We start from the raw sequence: 18035 nt of genomic DNA on the forward strand, positions 1-18035 counted from the left end.
TCATGGTTAGTTTAGCGGAAGCAAAACAGTATCTCAAAGTGGAACACGATGATGAGGATGGACTGATTGAGCAGTTGCTTGAAACCAGTCAACAACTCTGCGAAGATATTTTGCGACAATCAATTTATTCAGACGTTCTAAAGACGGCAATCCTTTATGGGGTTGCCTATCTTTATGAACACAGAGAAGATGCCAATCATAAGGAGTTGAAAGAGACTCTCTATCATTTGTTGTTGGCCGAACGAAAGGATGTTTTCTGATGAAGATTGCACCATTGAGGGAACGCTTGTCATTTCAGATTCGACAGATTGTTCAAGATGAGATTGGCAATGAAACTTCGACATGGATACCTTTATTTGACCGGTGGTGCTCTTGTCGTCCTCTCACCTTGACCGAAAGGGATGGGAGTGTGACGAAACTGGAACAAGAGAAAGTCCAGTTCACCCTCAGGTATGAAAAGGCAATTCTTGGACTTCATTCCTTAACGACTCACATTCAATTTCGTGGTCAAACCTATGAGATTGAGTCTATTGATGGAGATACAGTGCCACGTCAACTGATTTACATCGTCGCCATTAGGGAGGAGAGTTATGACTAGAATTGAACTAGATGCACTTGAAACTGCCATCGCAAATGAGCTGGCGGAATTTGTAGAGGATACAACAGAGGTGATGCGTGAAGTTGTAGAGGAAGTCACCGAGGAATCCATCGTAACCTTGAAAGCAACGTCACCTAGAAAGAGTGGTTCCTATGCCAAAGGGTGGAAGAGTAAAGCAACGATTGATACTAGTACAGGTCTAACCAAGACCATTCATAATCGAACGCCAGGCCTGACGCATCTGTTAGAAAATGGTCATGCCAAAAGCTCTGGTGGGCGAGTTGAGGGAATCAAGCATATCGCTCCCGTTGAGAAACAAGCGATACAATCCTTAGAAGAAAAGCTGAGAAAGCGAGTGTGATAAGACATGTTACTGAGTGAAATGTACTCCATTCTCAAAGAATTACAGCTCCCAGTTGCCTACCATCATTTTGAAGAAGGGAGTCATCCAAGACCACCGTATCTAGTATATTTGGTGCCTGATTCAGATAATCATGGTGCAGACAATTGGACCTATCATAAGCAGAATAACCTGCAAGTGGAACTCTATACCACTAAGAAAGATTTAGCAACTGAACACAAGGTGGAGTCATTATTTGACAGCCACCTTATTTATTTTGAAAAAGTAGAGACCTATATCTCATCAGAGAAACTCTACCAAATAACCTATTACATCACATTACATGGAGGATAATATGGCTGAAAAGAATAAGGTCACCTTTGGACTACAAGATGTCCATTGGGCAGAAGTTACAAGCGAAGGTTCGGATGGTACGTTGACATACGGCAATGTAGAACGCCTTCGTGGTGCTGCAGAATTAACCCTTGAACCAACAGGAGATAAGGGTTCTTATAAGGCAGACAATATCAATTTTTATACAACAGAGTCAAACGATGGTTACGAAGGGACACTAAAAGTTGCTCTTCTAACGCAGGAATTTTTGACACGAGTCCTTGGAGAACAGTTGGATGCGACGACAAACACCATTTCAGAGATCGCAAACAGCGAGAAGAAAAATTTTGCTTTGATGTTTCGTTTTGAAGGGGATAAAAAAGAAACATTACACGTTTTGTATTATTGTTACGCATCTCGTCCGACTGTTGGTTCAAAAACCAAGTCTGGTTCAGATATCAATGAGGTAGAGTTGACCTTTACTGCCAGTCCTCGTCCACTTGATAAAGTTGTACGTAGACGTACAACGGAGGAAACGAGTGATGAGATTCGTGAAAACTGGTTCAAGGCAGTTTTTGAGCCTCGTAAGTAAGGGAGAAGGCAATGAGAGAAAGTATTACCATAGCAGGCACGACCTACGAGTTAGCAACCAATGCCTACACACCAATTGCTTATAAAGAGCAGTTTGGTAAGGACTATTTCCAAGACTTATTCTCGATGGTCAATAGTCAAGCAATCTTGGCAAAACTTGACCAGTTAGAAGATGGAGAGGAATTACAGGCCCATCATATTGATGTTTCTATTCTGTCTGATTTCGATATGACATTTTTCCATCGAATCTTTTGGGTTTTTGCGAAGTCAGCCAATCCACGAGTGAAACCATTTGTGGATTTTTATATGGAGATGGAAGAATTTCCAGTGCAGGAAGTAGCCCCTGTCTTGATGAATATGTTGAACCAAGGGATGTCAACCAGAAAAAAGCAGATGAAACAGAAACAGCGAGTGAAGAAATCTTCACAGTAGAGAGTTATTTCTCCTGTTGTAAGGAGACTGGTCTGACTATTGACGATTTAAAACATATCTCTATTGGGATGGCACTTGACTACCAAACGGACTATGTGGAGATGCGTACTCGAGAAACTTCTCAAACACGCCCAGCAACTCAAGCTGATTTTGATAATTTCTGATGGTAGAAAGGAGGGACTATGGCAGGAAACATAAAGGGAATTACGATTGAAATTGGTGGCGATACTCAACCCTTACAAGATGCCTTAAAGGGTGTAAACAAACAAGCATCTGAAGCTACCAAAGAACTAAGACAAATTGATAAGGCTCTCAAGTTTGATACAGGCAATGTCACCCTCCTTACTCAAAAGCAGGAAGTCTTGGCAAAACAAGTCGAGACAACCAAAGAAAAATTGGCAACGCTCCGTCAAGCCCAATCACAGGTGGAAGCTCAATTTAAGGCTGGGGATATTGGGGCAGACCAGTACCGTGCCTTTCAACGTGAGGTGGAAACTACTCAAAGGTTGCTAACGTCCTATGAAACTAAGTTAGCTGATGTGTCATCAACACTTGAGAATCACGGTCGAGCTAGTAGTTCAGCGGCTCAACAATTAGATAAACTCCAAGTGGAGCAGGGGCAGTTAGCAAGTGAGATGAACAAGGTCATATCTCAATTTGAGTTACAAGAAAGTGCTTTGTCATCCAATAGTTCCGAAGCAGAACGCAATGCCATAGCCCAACAAAAGATTGGAGCACAGTCAGAAATTGTTTCTAAACAGATTTCCAATCTCGAAAAGCAACTAGCCCTGACAAAGAGTGAATATGGTGAGAATTCCATTGAAGCCAATAAGATGGAAGCTGAGTTGAATCAAGCAAAGACCGCACTCAATAACCTGAACAACGAGATGGATGAGACTAAATCCTCTGCCGATGGTGCTCAGGATGGCATGAAAGCCATGTCTGACACCATTCGGGCTGAGGCACTTCAAGCGACCAGTGAGAAGCTAGCAGACATCTCTCAGAAAATCTTCGAAGTCGGAACAGAGTCCATGTCTGCGGCAGCTCAACTTCAAGCCAGCAATGCCCAATTCTCTACCGTATTTGGGGATATGGAGAATTCTGCTAAGGATGCCCTCAATAAGATTGGGGAAGAGATGGACATTGTTCCAGAGCGTCTTCAAGGCTCCTTCACTCAGATGGCTTCCTTTGCCAAAACCTCTGGGATGGATACGGCTCAGGCTTTGGATCTGACCACTCGTGCCACCAGAGCAGCGGCTGATGGGGCAGCATTTTACGACAAATCCATCGAAGAAGTCACCGAAAACCTGCAGTCCTTCCTCAAAGGAAACTATGAAAATGACGCAGCTCTAGGTATTTCTGCGACAGAAACCACTCGTAATGCAGCGGCAAACAAGCTCTATGGAAAGTCCTTCAATGAACTTTCAGAAGCTCAGAAGCAGTTAACCCTCCTTCAAATGGTAGAGGACGGCAATGAACTCTCTGGAGCCCTGGGACAAGCTGCAAGGGAATCAGACGGACTGGAAAACGTTCTGGGTAACTTAAGACAGTCTGGAACTAATGCTCTAGCAGCAATCGGTCAACCGATTCTGGAGATGCTTATTCCAGTCTTTCAAAGTTTGGCAGACATTGTTAGTCAACTAGCGACTTGGTTTACCAACTTATCCAGTCCCATCAAGGAAGTCGTCATTATCTTCACAGGTATTTTAGCCGTGGTAGGGATGTTACTTCCAGTTTTCTTGGGCTTACAGGTTGCGGCAGCCGCTATGGGGACAACCGTTGTTGGAATGATAACGGCATTCTTGCCGATTGTGGGGATTATTGTTGGTATTGTAGCTGCCATTACCTTACTGATTGTTGGGTTAAAAGAACTCTGGACGAATCACGAAGGCTTTCGAACGGTTGTGACGGAAATCTGGAATAGTATCTATGCCTTTCTGTCCATGATCATCCAGCAGATTTCTAGTTTTGTTATGTCCATCTGGGGAACGCTAACCACATGGTGGACTGAAAACCAGCAATTGATTTTAAATGCTGCAACCACGGTATGGAATGCCATCACTACGGTTATTCAAACGGTGATGACTATTCTTGGACCGCTCATCCAAGCAAGTTGGGAGAATATCAAACTCATCATCACAGCCGCTTGGGAGATGATAAAGATTGTTGTCGAGACTGCTATCAATGTGGTACTTGGTATCATCAAGGCAGTCATGCAGGTTATCACTGGTGATTGGACTGGCGCTTGGGAAACCATCAAACAGGTCTTGTCGATGGCATGGGAGGGCATCAAGTCCCTTATTTCCTTAGCCCTCAATTTCATCGTCCAGTACATCTCAATTGCTTGGACAGGTATCAAGAATACCATCTCAAATTTACTGACAGCTATCAGTTCAGTCGTTTCATCCATTTGGTCAGCAATCCAATCGACCATATCCAGTATTTTATCTAACATCGGCTCAACAGTCTCCAATATTTGGAACAGTATCCGAAACACGGTCTCTAGTGTCTTGAATGGCATTTCAAGCACGGTGTCATCCGTTTGGAATGGTGTCAAGAATACCATTTCAAATGCCATCCATGGGGCAAAAGATGCCGTGAGTAACGCTATCAATGCCATCAAAAATCTCTTTAACTTCCAAATTCGCTGGCCGCATATCCCCCTCCCTCACTTTAGGGTGTCTGGGTCTGCCAATCCTCTTGATTGGTTGAAGGGTGGAATTCCTAGAATTTCCATCGATTGGTATGCCAAAGGTGGTATTCTAACCAAACCAACCGCATTTGGAATGAATGGCAATAGCCTGATGGTTGGTGGTGAAGCAGGAAAAGAAGCGGTGTTACCTTTGAATGAACAAACCTTGGGTGCCATTGGTCGAGGAATCGCAAAGACCATGACAAGCAATCTACCACCCATTCACATCACTATTACAGGTAACACAGTAAGAGAAGAGACTGATCTTTACCGACTAGCGGAGATGGTTGGAGAAAAACTAGTGTATGAATTAGAACGTCAACAAGGATTGAGAGGAGTGAAACCATGATTAGACATAATGCATTAACCATTGGTGGAGTATCCACGTCTAGTTTTCCTTTTAAGGTAATCGTGGAAGATAGTCCTTCAATCACAGTAAGTGAAAGTAAGACGCAATTGATAGAACACCAAGGCCTGTCAGGAGCGGTTCTTCAAACCAATCCTCGTAGAAGTGTCATGGAACTGAGCTACACCCTCTATCTTGTAAAACCTAGTGAAGAACAGTTATTTTCCTTTTTGAAGCTATTTTTGAAAGAAGGATTTTGGCTTGAGAACACTAGTTTCAAGACCATACGCTTTTGGTGTTACAAGGTTTACCATACTCCAGTTCAAAAGGATAAGCTGGGGGTGTATGGGCTTAAGGTTACCTTTTCTTGTCACCCAACCAAGTGGTTCAAAACGACGACCTCGCAGGTGTTTAGGACTAGTGGTACTTTGAGAAGTCAAGGTTCAGCCATTGCTTTTCCAAAGATTACCATTAGTGGCAACTCAAGTAGTGAAACTAGCTTTACGATTGGGGATGATGTCATCCGCTTGGAGCGATTACAAGAAACAATCATTATGGATAATAATCCTAGTCAGCCAAGTTTTAAGACACAAAGAGGTCAGCCTGTAAAATGGTCTGGTGATTTTATCTCCATTGATGCAGGTAGAAATGATTCAGTTGGAGTTGTCTTAGGTTCTGGCATCACATCATTAACAATAGAAACGAATTGGGGGTGGGCATAGTGCTATCATTATTAGACAAAACAGTTCGAACGGCAAAATGGCATGGGAAACCACTCCCAGAAACCATTAAGGCAAGTGTCAAAGAAACCTTGAATGGGGATTTTGTCCTGAACTTTACCTATCCGATCACAGATAGCGGATTATTTCGAGAGTTAAAAGAGGACTACCTCGTTCGTAGCCCAGTTCCAGTATCGGGACACCAGTTGTTTCGGATTAAGAAAGTCATCGAAGGAGACACCAGTCTTGAAGTTGTGGCCTATCACATTTCAGATGACATCATGACGAGGTTAGTATCGCCATTTAGGTGTGAACAGGTACCCTGTGCAACAGCACTATCAAGCATGGTCATGGCAAGCAAGTCTCCATTGGGGGATTTTTCTTTTACCAGCGACATTGTCAAGAACAGAACCTATACAACAGACAAGGAACAGACGCTTTACTCCACACTACTGGATGGTAAACACTCTATCCTTGGTACTTGGGAGGGAGAATTGGTTCGAGATAACCTTGCACTTTCAATAAAGGGTGAGCGAGGACAAGACCGTGGGGTAGTCATCTCTACTCACTACAATTTGAAAAAATATCAGCGAACCAAAGAAAGTTCACAGATTATCACTCGCATTCATGCCACTTCAAACTTTAAACAAGAGGGGCAGGATAGGGAAACTGTACTTCAAGTCACAGTAGATAGTCCACTTATAAACTCCTATCCTTTCATCAATGAGGTGACCTATACCAATAATAACCTCAGATCTCGTCAAGAGTTAATAGAGTGGGCTAGTAGCAAGTTTCGATTAGAGGGAATTGATAAACCAAAAGATGCCATCATCATTGAAGCATTTGAGTTAGATGGTCAAACGGTTCATCTAGGCGATACCGTAACTTTAAAAAGCAAGCTACACGGCATTGATGTGAGGAAGAAGGCCATCGCCTATGATTATGATCCTTTAGCTAAAAATTACCGCTCTATCACATTTGATGATAAGGCAAGTATCGGAACAGGTAAAACTGGCGGTAGCTTGACTACCCTAGCAAATAATCTCCTTGATGGGAATAAGCGGAGTGAGGATGTTGCCATTGAAATTGCCCTTGAGAATGCCAACAGAGCATTTGATGCAGAATTTGAGAAACGTCAAGTAGCTATCGATAACGCTATCGAACAGGCTCAAAGTCGTGGGGAGGTCTATTCGGATCGATTAAAGGCTAGCATTGATAGTGAACTTTCAACTATTCACCAACAGATGCGACAACAGGAAGAGGAGCAGCAACTCACAACTCGTGATTTATTGGCAAAGGCTGGGGTTAACACCAACCTAGCTACAGAAGCCAAACAAAAAGCAGAACAGGCTCAAACTGGGGCGACTGAAGCCCTCAGGAGGGCAGAACAAGCCAAGCTTGATGCCATTCAAGAGGCTAACCGCTTGACTGTAACGGAGCGTAGTCAAACTGAGATAAAGATTGCGACAGCAAAATCACAAGCTATCTCTGAGGCTAGTCGATTGGTTGATGTAGCAAAATCACTGTTGGGTGGACAGTTGGCTACTGTCAGTACCAATCTGTCACAAACCAAGGAGGGTATAAAACTTCTTGCGAGTAAGCAAGTTGTAGATAGTCTGACTGGTCGAGTAACCGGTGCAGAATCCATGATTCAAGTGCAAGCAGACCAAATTTCTCAGCGTGTTAAAACCAGTGATTTTAACCAAGCGAAACAGAGAATCGAAACTGCCGAGTCGTCTATTACGCAATTGGGGAATCGGATAACGACTGAGATTCGAGAGACCATAGCTAAGATTCCAGTTGATTTTGGTGGTCGAAATTACATACTAAAAAGTGATACTTATATTACATCCGGGAGTAAGTTTCTGGATAGTGCTTCGGACTTTATCGACTATGCACAGGCAGGGAAGTTTGTGACGATCAGCGTTGATATTAAGGGGGAAAATCTGTCGCCTGATGAAAGTGGACAGTCTAGAATAGGATGCGAGCTACGCTTGACTTTATCCAATGGCAAACCTCTCTATCTAAACTGCTATAAAGTTGTTTCAGCAACCCAACCTCGCGAGCGGATATACCGAACGGTTCGTATTCCTGATGGTGTATCGGTTGTTAGTGTAGCAAAGCTCAATCTTTTTGTGCAAGTCAGAGGAAATGCCTTAGCTGGAAGACCAAAGTTTGAACTTTCTTCTATGCCTACAGACTGGTCACCTGCACCTGAGGACTTAATCACAGATCTTACCCAAACCAGAACCCTAATTACTCAGACAGCTGAGGGACAAACTCAACTGTCTACAAAGGTTACTCGTACTGAGAATAAAATGATGAATGCTGAAACCCAAATCAGGCAATTGTTGGGTGATGTGGCTAGTAAAGTATCAAAAACGGACTATGACAATCTCAAGAGTACAGTTGAGAATCATACGACAAGTATTAATCAAACGTCCCAGTCCATTTTACTTAAAGCTGACAAGACCTTTGTGGACGGTGTGAAATCTACGGCAGAAACCGCCCTTTCAAAAGCAACTAGCAATGCGACAATGATTAGTCAGACTAAGTCTGAGCTAACTGTTGCCACTGATGCCATCTCACAGAAAGTCGCAAAGACGGATTTTAATAACTTGACTGGTCGAGTAGCAAGTGCAGAAACCACTATCCGAACACAGGCTGGGCAAATTGAACAACGACTAACAAGTACGCAAGTTGAATCTGCCATTAACTCAAAAGGCTACCAAACCAAGTCTCAGGTTGATTCCAATATAACGGGTCGTGGTTATCTAACCAGCAGTTCACTACAACCCTATGCGACAACAACTAGTGTGCAGAATTTGGTTAGAACCACCTCTGATAGTTTTACTCAACGAATCAGTCAAACGGAAAGCAGAATCCCTTCATCAGTTTCGCATCGCAACTTGATAGCTGGTACTTCGGATAGATGGGGTACTTATCAGACGATAAATGCCAATAGCAACTGGATAGCCTCTTTAGGAAGGGTGCAATTTGGAGATGGAAGCGGTATATATGTTGGGTCGAAAGTGCATTTATATGTTCATATCTCAGCGGATGAGATTACCTTTGACCCTGCTGTAACGACACGTACTATGAAACTTCAAGGTCCAATCTTGGATAGTCAAAATGTTTGGACATGGACCAACTGGAATTTGTATCACCCTTTCTACAATAAATGGAGCAGCAATCTGACGACGGGTAACAACTATCGCTTGATAAAACTGACCGCCACTGTCACTCAAGAGATGTACCAACACTCTAAAGGATTTGAACTTCAAGTCAGAGTTGATGGGGTTAAGACTGGTAAGTTCCATGTGAGAGCCTTAATGGTATCAACTGGTGATATTTTTCCAGACTATTGGACACCGTCATTAGATGACTTTACGACTGTAACCGCCTTTCATGAAGTGCGGGATACTGTAAGCAGTCACACTCGAACAATTGGAGATCACACCAATCAAATCAGTCAGGTTGTTCAAACGGCTACTGGGATTGTGACACGAGTTGGCAATCTAGAAACAAGTCGAGCGACAACGGCTGCCGTCAATGCCATTCAAACTCAAGTTTCAACTCTTGCAGGGTCGTGGTCGGTTCGAAATTTGACCAGTGCAGGAACAGTCCTGAGTCAGCTCAATCTCAATAAGGATGGCACAGTCAAAATCGATGGAAAACTCGTCCAAATTACAGGAACTACCTATATCCAAGAGGGTGTCATCTCAAGTGGTAAGATTGCAAGTCTTGATGCAGGCAAGATTACGACAGGTATTATCTCTGCAGCTCGAATTGGAGCAGAAGCAATCACTGCGGATAAGTTAAAGGTTGACCAAGCTTTCTTTACCAAGTTTATGGCAACAGAAGCCTATCTCAAGCAGTTGTTTGCCAAATCAGCCTTTATAACCCAAGTGCAGTCAATAACCCTATCTGCCAACAAAATTTCTGGTGGAATCTTGTCAGCAATCAACGGAGCTATGAAAATCAATTTATCACTTGGAAACATCAAATTCTTTACAAACTCTCCATCCATTTCTCGTGAGGTTAGTGGCTATCCCCACCAATGGGTTTCATTTGAAACAGGTACCTCAAACGGTAAGCCATGTGGTGTAACCATTATCGGTTCCAATCGATGGAACAACTGGAATGCCAATGACGGTGGTTTTGTAGGAATTCGAGCATGGAACGGTACAGATACCGACCAAATTGATGTGGTAGGTGATAAGGTTCGTTTGGCCAGTGCTCCATATACCAATCCAGATGGCTGGGAAATAGTAACGTTGCCTAACCGACTGAGTATTGATGCCTTTAAAGCATCTGATCGACCAAGTTCAATTTTGAATATCGGAGATATCCGCATCTATCGAAACGGTACAACCTACGTCAGTTTGAAAGATGTTCTCCATCAATTCAACCACAATTTTAAACACTTAGTAAACATCACAGGTCGAGGTGATGTCATCTTGACATGGGATACGATTAAATAAAGGAGTTCACAGATGAATCTAGAACAAATCAACCAATCATTAAAACTAACTATTCAGGAGCTTGTCACAAAGCTCTCTGATGAAATTACCGCTAAGAACCTCATTGCCATCCAATTGGTGGAAAGGGATGAGGAACTTAGCCTATTGCGTAAAGAAAAACAGGAATTGACTGAGTTGTTAGAAGTTCAGACAAAACCTGAAGAATAGAAAGGAGAATAGTTGCTATGGCACTACTCAATATTGACAAAGTAACAGAACCATTTGATTTGGAAACAGCTCTCGCTTACATGCGTAAGAATGGAGAGTTCATCCGATGTAAGACAGCCGAGCAGGATTTTTACATGTATCTTGAAGAAGTAAGGCGACCTGCCATTAAAAATGGAAAGCGGCAGTTGGTTACAACAGAAACAGTTTGGGCATTTAATCAGTGGGGTAGTACGACATTAACTCTGAACCTTTCTGATTTATTCCATGAATGTTTTTATCTGATGCGGTTTGATGAGAACGGTCAACCGGATTGGTCAGACCCTACCATTGTACAGGAAGGTTCAGTAGAAAGCGAGGTGACCGATGAAGGAACTGTTAACTCTTAATAAGATTTTATTTTCCATGATTGGAGGCTTGATTGGTAGTCTATTTGGAGAGTTGGATGGTATTCTATATGCCCTACTTGTCTTCATTATTATTGACTATCTAACAGGAATTTTTGCGGCGGTTGTAGAGAAACAATTGTCTAGTAGTATTGGTTTTCGTGGCATCTTTAAAAAGATAGCCATTTTATTTTTAGTTTCTATTGGTCATCTGATTGATACAGCTATTATCAAGCAGGGTGGAACAATTCGAACCATGGTTATATTCTTTTATCTCAGTAATGAGGGGTTAAGCATTCTAGAAAATACCGTTCGAATTGGTCTACCAATACCTGAGAAACTACAAGCAATTTTAAAACAAATCAACGAGAGGTGATAAGATATGGGAAAACATCTAGTCATTTGTGGTCATGGACAGGGGCGAACAGGCTATGATCCTGGAGCAGTGAATGCCAAACTAGGCATCACAGAAGCAGGAAAGGTTCGAGAATTAGCCAATTTAATGTCTAAGTACAGTGGGCAACAGATTGATTTTATTACCGAACAAAATGTTTATGATTATCGGAGTATTACTAGTATTGGTAAGGGATACGACTCAATTACTGAATTGCACTTCAATGCCTTTAATGGTAGTGCCAAAGGTACAGAAGTCTTGATTCAATCTTCTTTAGAAGCAGACAAGGAGGATATGGCTATCCTATCTCTCCTTTCACGATACTTTCAAAATCGTGGCATAAAGAAGGTAGATTGGCTCTATAATGCCAACCAAGCAGCGAGTCGTGGATATACCTATCGTTTGGTGGAGATTGCCTTTATCGATAATGAACAAGATATGGCGATTTTTGAAAACAAGAAAGAGGACATTGCGAAAGGTCTTGTGTCAGCAATAACAGGAGTTGAAGTCAAGACAATAGTTCCCTCGCCCCCCAGTTCAACTGTTGGGAGTTCAGGTACTCCTTCAAAATCAATCTATCTTGTTGGTGATAGTCTTAGGGTGTTGCCTCATGCGACTCATTATCAGACTGGTCAGAAAATTGCCAACTGGGTCAAAGGGCGCACCTACAAAATCCTCCAAGTGAAGAATGTTCACCAGTCCAACAGTAAGAGAGCTTATCTACTTGATGGAATCAAGTCATGGGTGCTAGAGCAGGATGTAGAAGGAACAACCAACGGCCATAGTGAGCAGACCTATCAAGCACAGAAAGGCGATACGTATTATGGAATCGCTCGGAAGTTTGGTCTATCAGTAGATACCCTTCTTGTAGTGAATGGTTTGAAGAAGTCGGATATCCTGAAAGTTGGACAAACACTCAAGGTTAACGCTGCTTCAAGGACAACAACTGCTATTCCAACTAGCGTTGCAAGCCGTGTGGTTGCATCAGCATTATCCAAGGTCGGTCAAAAGGTGACCGTTCCATCTAACCCTTACGGTGGACAGTGTGTCGCCTTGGTGGATAAGATTGTGCAAGAGTTGACGGACAAGAATATGTCCTATACTAATGCCATTGACTGTTTGAAGAAAGCAAAATCAAATGGTTTCCAAGTAATCTACGATTCTTGGGGTGTGAATCCTAAAGCAGGTGATTTCTATGTCATTCAAACAGATGGTATGGTATATGGGCATATTGGTGTCTGTGTGACGGATTCTGACGGAAAAAGTATTGATGGTGTGGAACAGAATATTGATGGATATGCTGACCATAATAAGAACGGTATCAATGACCAATTAGAAATTGGTGGCGGTGGGATCACTCGTCGTGTGAAACGTCAATGGATGGCGGATGGCTCACTCTACGATTCAACTGGAACAGTTAAACTCGGTAAAGTTGTTGGTTGGTTTAGAATTTCATAATTTAGTAATAAGCCTGGTGGGAACATCAGGCTTTATTTTTTTGCTTTTTTTCAAAAAATGCGGAAAAATTACTCCCAAACCTACCTAGTAAGGTAGGAGGAATATTTGTATTCCATGAACTATGGCATAAATTTATCAGGTCGAATTAGTTTGTCTGATAACTTGACTAATTTTCCCTTTAGAGTGATATATAGTGTGCCATTACATAGGAAGGAGAGTAAATGTCCGTAAAAAAGATTAGAGTCAATAATCAAAAACACAAGCAGAGGATCTGTGCCTACATTCGAGTTTCGACGACTAATGGAAGTCAGTTAGAATCGTTAGAAAATCAGAAACAGTATTTTGAAAATCTGTATTCCAATAGAGACGATATTGATTTTGTAGGTGTTTATCATGACAGAGGTATATCTGGTTCTAAGGATAATCGTCCAAATTTTCAAGCCATGATTGAAAATTGTCGTAAAGGTATGATTGATGTTATTCATACCAAGTCGATTGCCCGCTTTGCCAGAAACACGGTTACAGTTCTTGAAATTAGTCGTGAACTGAAGGCAATAGGAGTAGACATATTCTTTGAGGAACAAAACATTCATACCCTTTCAAGTGAAGGGGAAGTGATGCTTTCAGTATTAGCGAGTATTGCTGAGGACGAGTTGAGGAGTATGAGTGGCAATCAACGTTGGGCATTTCAAAAGAAGTTCCAACGAGGTGAGCTAGTCATTAACACCAAGCGATTCTTAGGATACGATTTAGACGAGAATGGTGAGTTGATTATCAATCCAGAAGAAGCTTTGATAGTCAGGCAAATATTTGCACTTTACCTTGAAGGGTATGGTACTCATCGTATTGCCAAGCTGTTAAATGAAAAGGGAGTTGAGACTGTTACAGGTGCTAAATGGCATGACACCACAATCCGTCAAATGTTAAGCAATGAAAAGTACAATGGTTCAGTCTTATTGCAGAAGTATTTTCACGATGGTGTGAATGGTCCTAAAAAATTGAATCAGGGTGAACTCGAACAATACTTTATAGAGGATAATCATGAAGCCATTATTTCTATGGAAGATTGGCAAGCAGTCCAGGACAAACTAATCAGTAGAAGATGGCAACAAGGTAGAAACAAAACCTATAAATTTACGGGGTTATTAAAGTGTCAGCATTGTGGTTCGACTTTAAAGAGACAAGTTTCTTACAAGAAAAAAATTGTTTGGTGCTGTTCCAAATACATAAAAGAGGGAAAAGCAACTTGTCAGGGTATGCGAGTGCCAGAAGTAGATATTTCAAATTGGGAGATAACCTCAACTGTTACAGTAATAGAAAGGGATAGAAATGGGGAAAAGTATTACAGTTATTCCGGCCAAGAAAGTGCAGACCAGTGTTCAACATCAGGTCAGGAAGAAAATCAAAGTAGCCGCATATTGTCGAGTGTCCACCGACCAAGAAGAACAGCTATCAAGTTATGAAAACCAAGTTAATTATTACCGAGAGTTTATCTCTAAACACGAGGACTATGAGTTAGTTGACATCTATGCGGATGAGGGCATCTCAGCAACCAATACCAAAAAACGTGATGCTTTTAACCGGTTGATACAAGATTGTAGGGCTGGTAAGGTGGATAGGATTTTGGTCAAGTCGATCAGTCGATTTGCCAGAAACACCCTTGATTGTATCAAATACGTCCGAGAGCTGAAAGAACTTGGTGTTGGTGTGACTTTTGAGAAAGAGAATATAGACAGCCTGGATTCCAAAGGTGAAGTTCTCCTTACAATCCTTTCTTCCTTAGCACAGGATGAGTCACGCTCTATCTCAGAGAATGCGACGTGGGGAATTCGTAAGAAGTTTGAACGTGGCGAGGTGCGCGTGAATACCACTAAATTCATGGGTTATGACAAGGATGATAATGGTAGGCTTATCATTAACCCTCAGCAAGCTGAAACTGTTAAATTTATATACGAGAAATTCTTAGAGGGGTACAGTCCTGAATCCATTGCTAAGTATTTGAATGACAATGAAATACCTGGTTGGACAGGAAAGGCAAATTGGTATCCAAGCGCAATACAGAAAATGCTTCAAAATGAAAAGTATAAGGGTGATGCCTTATTACAAAAGACTTTTACAGTTGATTTTTTGACTAAGAAACGGATTGCCAATGATGGTCAAGTTAACCAATACTATGTAGAAAATAGCCATGAAGCTATTATTGACAAAGACACTTGGGAATTAGTACAGTTGGAATTGGCAAGGAGGAAAGCCTACCGAGAGGAGCATCAGCTCAAGTCCTATATCATGCAAAATGACGATAACCCTTTTACAACTAAGGTGTTCTGTAAAGAATGTGGTTCAGCCTTTGGTCGAAAGAACTGGACCACCAGTCGAGGTAAACGCAAGGTTTGGCAATGTAACAATCGATATAGGGTCAAAGGACAGATTGGCTGTCAGAATAACCATATTGATGAAGAAACGTTAGAGAAAGCCGTAGTAATGGCTGTAGAACTATTGAGAAAGAACGTGGATCTGTTGCATGGGAAGTGGAATAAGATTCTAGAAGAAAATCGTCCGCTAGAAAAGCATTATAGTACAAAGTTGGCTGAAGTGATAAACAAGCCATCCTGGGAATTCGATTCGTATGAGATGTGTCAGGTATTGGACAGTATTACAATTTCAGAAGATGGGCAGATAAGTGTAAAATTCTTAGAGGGGACTGAGGTAGATTTGTAAGTGACTGTGGCCGAAAGGTTGCAGTTTTTTTTTTGTTTCGTGGTATAATAAAACTAATTTAATGAATGATAAAAGGATATTTCTATGAATACATACGTTACAAATCTTGATTTGAACAAAGTTTTTGATAGGTTTATTATCAGTGATATACAGAAGAAAGTTGGTGAGATAGATACGACTAGCTCAGACAAAACTATAAAATGCCTAATCGAGTATGTTCTTAAGCATTTCAATATATATGATTCCTATGTTACTCCCAAGATTTCTAATTTTTATCGTAAACATAAAAAATTCACTCGTTTTATTTTAGTAACTATTTCGCTTGTTTATTCACCTAATAGCATTAATGAAATGATAGAAAAGTATGAATTTAATCAATCGTTAAAATGGGAAATTGAACATATCGTACCTCAAAATCAAAATTATAATAAATTTAATTCTAAAAACTCTAGACTAAAAAATCGCATTGGAAATCTTGGATTATTGTCAAAGGATACCAATGTAAAAATAAGTAATCAATCTTTCCACAAGAAATGTAGGAGTCTTTCTGATAAGGAAAAAGAGTTGAAGGTTAATGAAGTTTTTCAAATTGAAAAGACTAATTTATCTAAAGCTGATATACTGGTACGTGAAAAGTGTATAAATAACTATATATTTGAAATTTTTTTTAAAAACGATGGTTTATTACTGAAGGATAAATTTAGAGAGTACTTTGAAAATTAAGTTCAGTGAGCATATTGTTATTATCTCTAAAAAATTAGGAGGTGGAAAATGGGGAAATGGACTTGTCAATGTGGTTATCCAATGAATGACCATGCCGCTCCAGATCCGAATGCTTTTTCAGTGTTTTCGGATGAGTTATGGGAAGAAATCACTAGTACTGCAGATGAAGATAACAAGATTGATTATGTTGATATTTCTGATGCCTCCTACTATGTTTGGGAATGCCCTAACTGTCACGGCTTGATGGTATTCGGTGAAGATGGTAATCATAATCGTTATACCTTTTATAAGAAGATCGATTTAGATATCGAAGAGGAGGAGCAAGTTATTGATTATAGTTCATCTAACAGGATTTATAGAGTAGCTACAGTTACTTTTTCGGAATTTGGTGATGAGTACACCTATCTTTGTGAGGATGAATCCATTAAAGAGGACAATTATGTGGTTGTACCTGTTGGAACTAATAATGTTGAAAAAGTTGCACATGTTGTAAAAGTACATCAGGCTACGCAAGAAGATATCTCATATCCAATTAACAAGTTGAAACATGTAATAAAGCGCTATTCAGATTTTGATAAAGAGGGTGCAGGGAAAATTGCAGCTGAGTTAGTAACGTCAGGTCGATGTTTGAAAATTGATGATTTTTCTAAATCATTAGCAGCAGACGAGTATTTTGATGTTTTGCACAATAAACTTGGACATTGGTGGTTGGAACTCAATGGCGTTCCTATTCCAATGAAAGTTATCCTATTGAATACCAACTATGAGAAGTATCATGTTGACTGTGCTGTACATATCAAACCCCACAATATCCACTATAGTACTTTCCAATCGTTGAAGTTATGTACCGACTTTGAGATTGACGCTTCACGCTGGGTTGATGTCATTTCTGATGAATATATTTGGGGAAATTCCTGGGAACTTGATGGTATTCAGTTTGGGATAACCTGTCAGGAATCATTAGAGGAGGATGAGGTGACACTTGGCAAATACAGTCGTGTTCCATATTATGTCGATTGGCATCCAGATTGGAGTGATAGATACGGTTTTAATTTAGCTTGGAAACGACATGAATCTGACGAAGACTTGTCGGTAGACTTTTACATTTCTTAGAGTAAAAAATTCGTTCAATAGTATAATAATAAAGCCAAACTAGACTTTTCGTTCTATAGTATAGAGGGTTGCTATCACCACACGTGGAGTGCGTAGTGTTGCTACAACGAAGCAACGGGTAAAAATCCTTTATTTTAAGCACTTTTTCAAGCATTTTGTCTTTATTGAAAAGAGTGATTTTGACATAAAAAAGGTTCAAAAAAAGTACATTGATGTGAATGTCTGTTTGGATGTCGACTGCGTAGACAAAAAATAGATACGTCATAAAATATAATAGTTCAACGAGAACATTTTAATAAGTGTTCTCGTTTTTTTTTTTTTTAAGGAGGAATTCATGAAAAAGAAGGAACAATCATCACGCCAAATCGTGATGTGCCATCTCGTGGCTATTTTAGGAGTTGATATTGAGAAAGCAACTCATCTGGTTGATGAATTGGAACAAGTAGGTTTAATCCGATTTGATGAATTCGGAAATGTTGGACTTTTAGTCTTGGAGGGATAATC

18 protein-coding genes are annotated in these 18035 nt (G+C 40.8%); all 18 read left to right on the plus strand.

Going from position 1 to position 18035, the window contains the following annotated elements:
- Nucleotides 1-2 precede the first annotated feature (2 nt).
- The 18 genes from K6969_RS05145 to K6969_RS05230 all read left to right on the plus strand — a co-directional run bounded on the left by K6969_RS05145 (nucleotide 3) and on the right by K6969_RS05230 (nucleotide 18033).
- Nucleotides 3-260, plus strand: coding sequence for a head-tail connector protein (locus tag K6969_RS05145; protein ID WP_171942537.1), 258 nt, complete (start codon nucleotides 3-5; stop codon nucleotides 258-260).
- The gene (locus tag K6969_RS05150; protein ID WP_003054988.1) at nucleotides 260-598 is read left to right on the plus strand and encodes a head-tail adaptor protein; all 339 of its coding nucleotides are present in this window, start codon (nucleotides 260-262) and stop codon (nucleotides 596-598) included. Before K6969_RS05145 ends, K6969_RS05150 begins: the two co-directional genes overlap by 1 nt.
- Nucleotides 591-959, plus strand: coding sequence for an HK97 gp10 family phage protein (locus K6969_RS05155; protein ID WP_029173171.1), 369 nt, complete (start codon nucleotides 591-593; stop codon nucleotides 957-959). Before K6969_RS05150 ends, K6969_RS05155 begins: the two co-directional genes overlap by 8 nt.
- Nucleotides 960-965: 6 nt before the next feature.
- Entirely contained in the window at nucleotides 966-1292 is a 327-nt protein-coding gene (locus K6969_RS05160; RefSeq protein WP_171942538.1) for a hypothetical protein, read from the plus strand.
- A 1-nt stretch (nucleotide 1293) separates the two neighbouring features.
- Nucleotides 1294-1863, plus strand: a complete 570-nt coding sequence (locus K6969_RS05165; protein ID WP_018374763.1) for a major tail protein — start codon at nucleotides 1294-1296, stop codon at nucleotides 1861-1863.
- A gap of 11 nt (nucleotides 1864-1874) precedes the next feature.
- Nucleotides 1875-2294 (plus strand): hypothetical protein, encoded by a 420-nt coding sequence (locus tag K6969_RS05170; protein ID WP_003054982.1) that lies wholly within the window; start codon nucleotides 1875-1877, stop codon nucleotides 2292-2294.
- 182 nt (nucleotides 2295-2476) lie between these two features.
- Nucleotides 2477-5335, plus strand: a complete 2859-nt coding sequence (locus K6969_RS05175; RefSeq protein WP_171942539.1) for a phage tail tape measure protein — start codon at nucleotides 2477-2479, stop codon at nucleotides 5333-5335.
- A complete protein-coding gene (locus tag K6969_RS05180) occupies nucleotides 5332-6054 on the plus strand; it encodes a phage tail protein (RefSeq protein WP_024399338.1) in 723 nt (240 codons plus the stop codon). Before K6969_RS05175 ends, K6969_RS05180 begins: the two co-directional genes overlap by 4 nt.
- The gene (locus K6969_RS05185) at nucleotides 6054-10535 is read left to right on the plus strand and encodes a phage tail spike protein (RefSeq protein WP_171942540.1); all 4482 of its coding nucleotides are present in this window, start codon (nucleotides 6054-6056) and stop codon (nucleotides 10533-10535) included. Before K6969_RS05180 ends, K6969_RS05185 begins: the two co-directional genes overlap by 1 nt.
- Nucleotides 10536-10547: 12 nt before the next feature.
- The gene (locus K6969_RS05190) at nucleotides 10548-10742 is read left to right on the plus strand and encodes a hypothetical protein (RefSeq protein WP_044777125.1); all 195 of its coding nucleotides are present in this window, start codon (nucleotides 10548-10550) and stop codon (nucleotides 10740-10742) included.
- A gap of 17 nt (nucleotides 10743-10759) precedes the next feature.
- On the plus strand, nucleotides 10760-11128 hold the full coding sequence (locus tag K6969_RS05195; protein ID WP_024407620.1) for a hypothetical protein: 369 nt from the start codon (nucleotides 10760-10762) through the stop codon (nucleotides 11126-11128).
- Nucleotides 11106-11501, plus strand: coding sequence for a holin family protein (locus K6969_RS05200; RefSeq protein ID WP_002943563.1), 396 nt, complete (start codon nucleotides 11106-11108; stop codon nucleotides 11499-11501). The genes K6969_RS05195 and K6969_RS05200 overlap by 23 nt, the downstream gene beginning before the upstream one ends.
- 6 nt (nucleotides 11502-11507) lie before the next feature.
- Nucleotides 11508-12977, plus strand: coding sequence for a LysM peptidoglycan-binding domain-containing protein (locus K6969_RS05205; protein ID WP_171942541.1), 1470 nt, complete (start codon nucleotides 11508-11510; stop codon nucleotides 12975-12977).
- Between the two features lie 221 nt (nucleotides 12978-13198).
- Nucleotides 13199-14440: a recombinase family protein gene (locus K6969_RS05210; protein ID WP_171942542.1), complete on the plus strand. Its 1242-nt coding sequence runs from the start codon at nucleotides 13199-13201 to the stop codon at nucleotides 14438-14440.
- The gene (locus K6969_RS05215; protein WP_261984157.1) at nucleotides 14403-15695 is read left to right on the plus strand and encodes a recombinase family protein; all 1293 of its coding nucleotides are present in this window, start codon (nucleotides 14403-14405) and stop codon (nucleotides 15693-15695) included. The genes K6969_RS05210 and K6969_RS05215 overlap by 38 nt, the downstream gene beginning before the upstream one ends.
- Before the next feature lie 84 nt (nucleotides 15696-15779).
- Nucleotides 15780-16418, plus strand: coding sequence for a GmrSD restriction endonuclease domain-containing protein (locus K6969_RS05220; protein ID WP_171942543.1), 639 nt, complete (start codon nucleotides 15780-15782; stop codon nucleotides 16416-16418).
- A gap of 48 nt (nucleotides 16419-16466) precedes the next feature.
- Nucleotides 16467-17531 (plus strand): hypothetical protein, encoded by a 1065-nt coding sequence (locus K6969_RS05225; RefSeq protein WP_171942544.1) that lies wholly within the window; start codon nucleotides 16467-16469, stop codon nucleotides 17529-17531.
- Nucleotides 17532-17865: 334 nt separating this feature from the next.
- Nucleotides 17866-18033 carry a hypothetical protein gene (locus tag K6969_RS05230; RefSeq protein ID WP_044474380.1) on the plus strand — a complete coding sequence of 56 codons (168 nt, stop codon included), beginning with the start codon at nucleotides 17866-17868 and terminating at the stop codon, nucleotides 18031-18033.
- Nucleotides 18034-18035: the final 2 nt, after the last annotated feature.

It is taken from the genome of Streptococcus suis (genome assembly GCF_019856455.1).
GTDB lineage: Bacteria > Bacillota > Bacilli > Lactobacillales > Streptococcaceae > Streptococcus > Streptococcus suis_AE.

Bases quoted from the DNA above. Each gene is read 5' to 3' on its own strand.
- K6969_RS05225 (WP_171942544.1), top strand. From the start codon at position 16,467: ATGGGGAAATGGACTTGTCAATGTGGTTATCCAATGAATGACCATGCC.
- K6969_RS05160 (WP_171942538.1), top strand. From the start codon at position 966: ATGTTACTGAGTGAAATGTACTCCATTCTCAAAGAATTACAGCTCCCA.
- K6969_RS05170 (WP_003054982.1), top strand. From the start codon at position 1,875: ATGAGAGAAAGTATTACCATAGCAGGCACGACCTACGAGTTAGCAACC.
- K6969_RS05165 (WP_018374763.1), top strand. From the start codon at position 1,294: ATGGCTGAAAAGAATAAGGTCACCTTTGGACTACAAGATGTCCATTGG.
- K6969_RS05210 (WP_171942542.1), top strand. From the start codon at position 13,199: ATGTCCGTAAAAAAGATTAGAGTCAATAATCAAAAACACAAGCAGAGG.
- K6969_RS05190 (WP_044777125.1), top strand. From the start codon at position 10,548: ATGAATCTAGAACAAATCAACCAATCATTAAAACTAACTATTCAGGAG.
- K6969_RS05195 (WP_024407620.1), top strand. From the start codon at position 10,760: ATGGCACTACTCAATATTGACAAAGTAACAGAACCATTTGATTTGGAA.
- K6969_RS05145 (WP_171942537.1), top strand. From the start codon at position 3: ATGGTTAGTTTAGCGGAAGCAAAACAGTATCTCAAAGTGGAACACGAT.
- K6969_RS05155 (WP_029173171.1), top strand. From the start codon at position 591: ATGACTAGAATTGAACTAGATGCACTTGAAACTGCCATCGCAAATGAG.
- K6969_RS05230 (WP_044474380.1), top strand. From the start codon at position 17,866: ATGAAAAAGAAGGAACAATCATCACGCCAAATCGTGATGTGCCATCTC.
- K6969_RS05175 (WP_171942539.1), top strand. From the start codon at position 2,477: ATGGCAGGAAACATAAAGGGAATTACGATTGAAATTGGTGGCGATACT.
- K6969_RS05180 (WP_024399338.1), top strand. From the start codon at position 5,332: ATGATTAGACATAATGCATTAACCATTGGTGGAGTATCCACGTCTAGT.
- K6969_RS05200 (WP_002943563.1), top strand. From the start codon at position 11,106: ATGAAGGAACTGTTAACTCTTAATAAGATTTTATTTTCCATGATTGGA.
- K6969_RS05220 (WP_171942543.1), top strand. From the start codon at position 15,780: ATGAATACATACGTTACAAATCTTGATTTGAACAAAGTTTTTGATAGG.
- K6969_RS05205 (WP_171942541.1), top strand. From the start codon at position 11,508: ATGGGAAAACATCTAGTCATTTGTGGTCATGGACAGGGGCGAACAGGC.
- K6969_RS05150 (WP_003054988.1), top strand. From the start codon at position 260: ATGAAGATTGCACCATTGAGGGAACGCTTGTCATTTCAGATTCGACAG.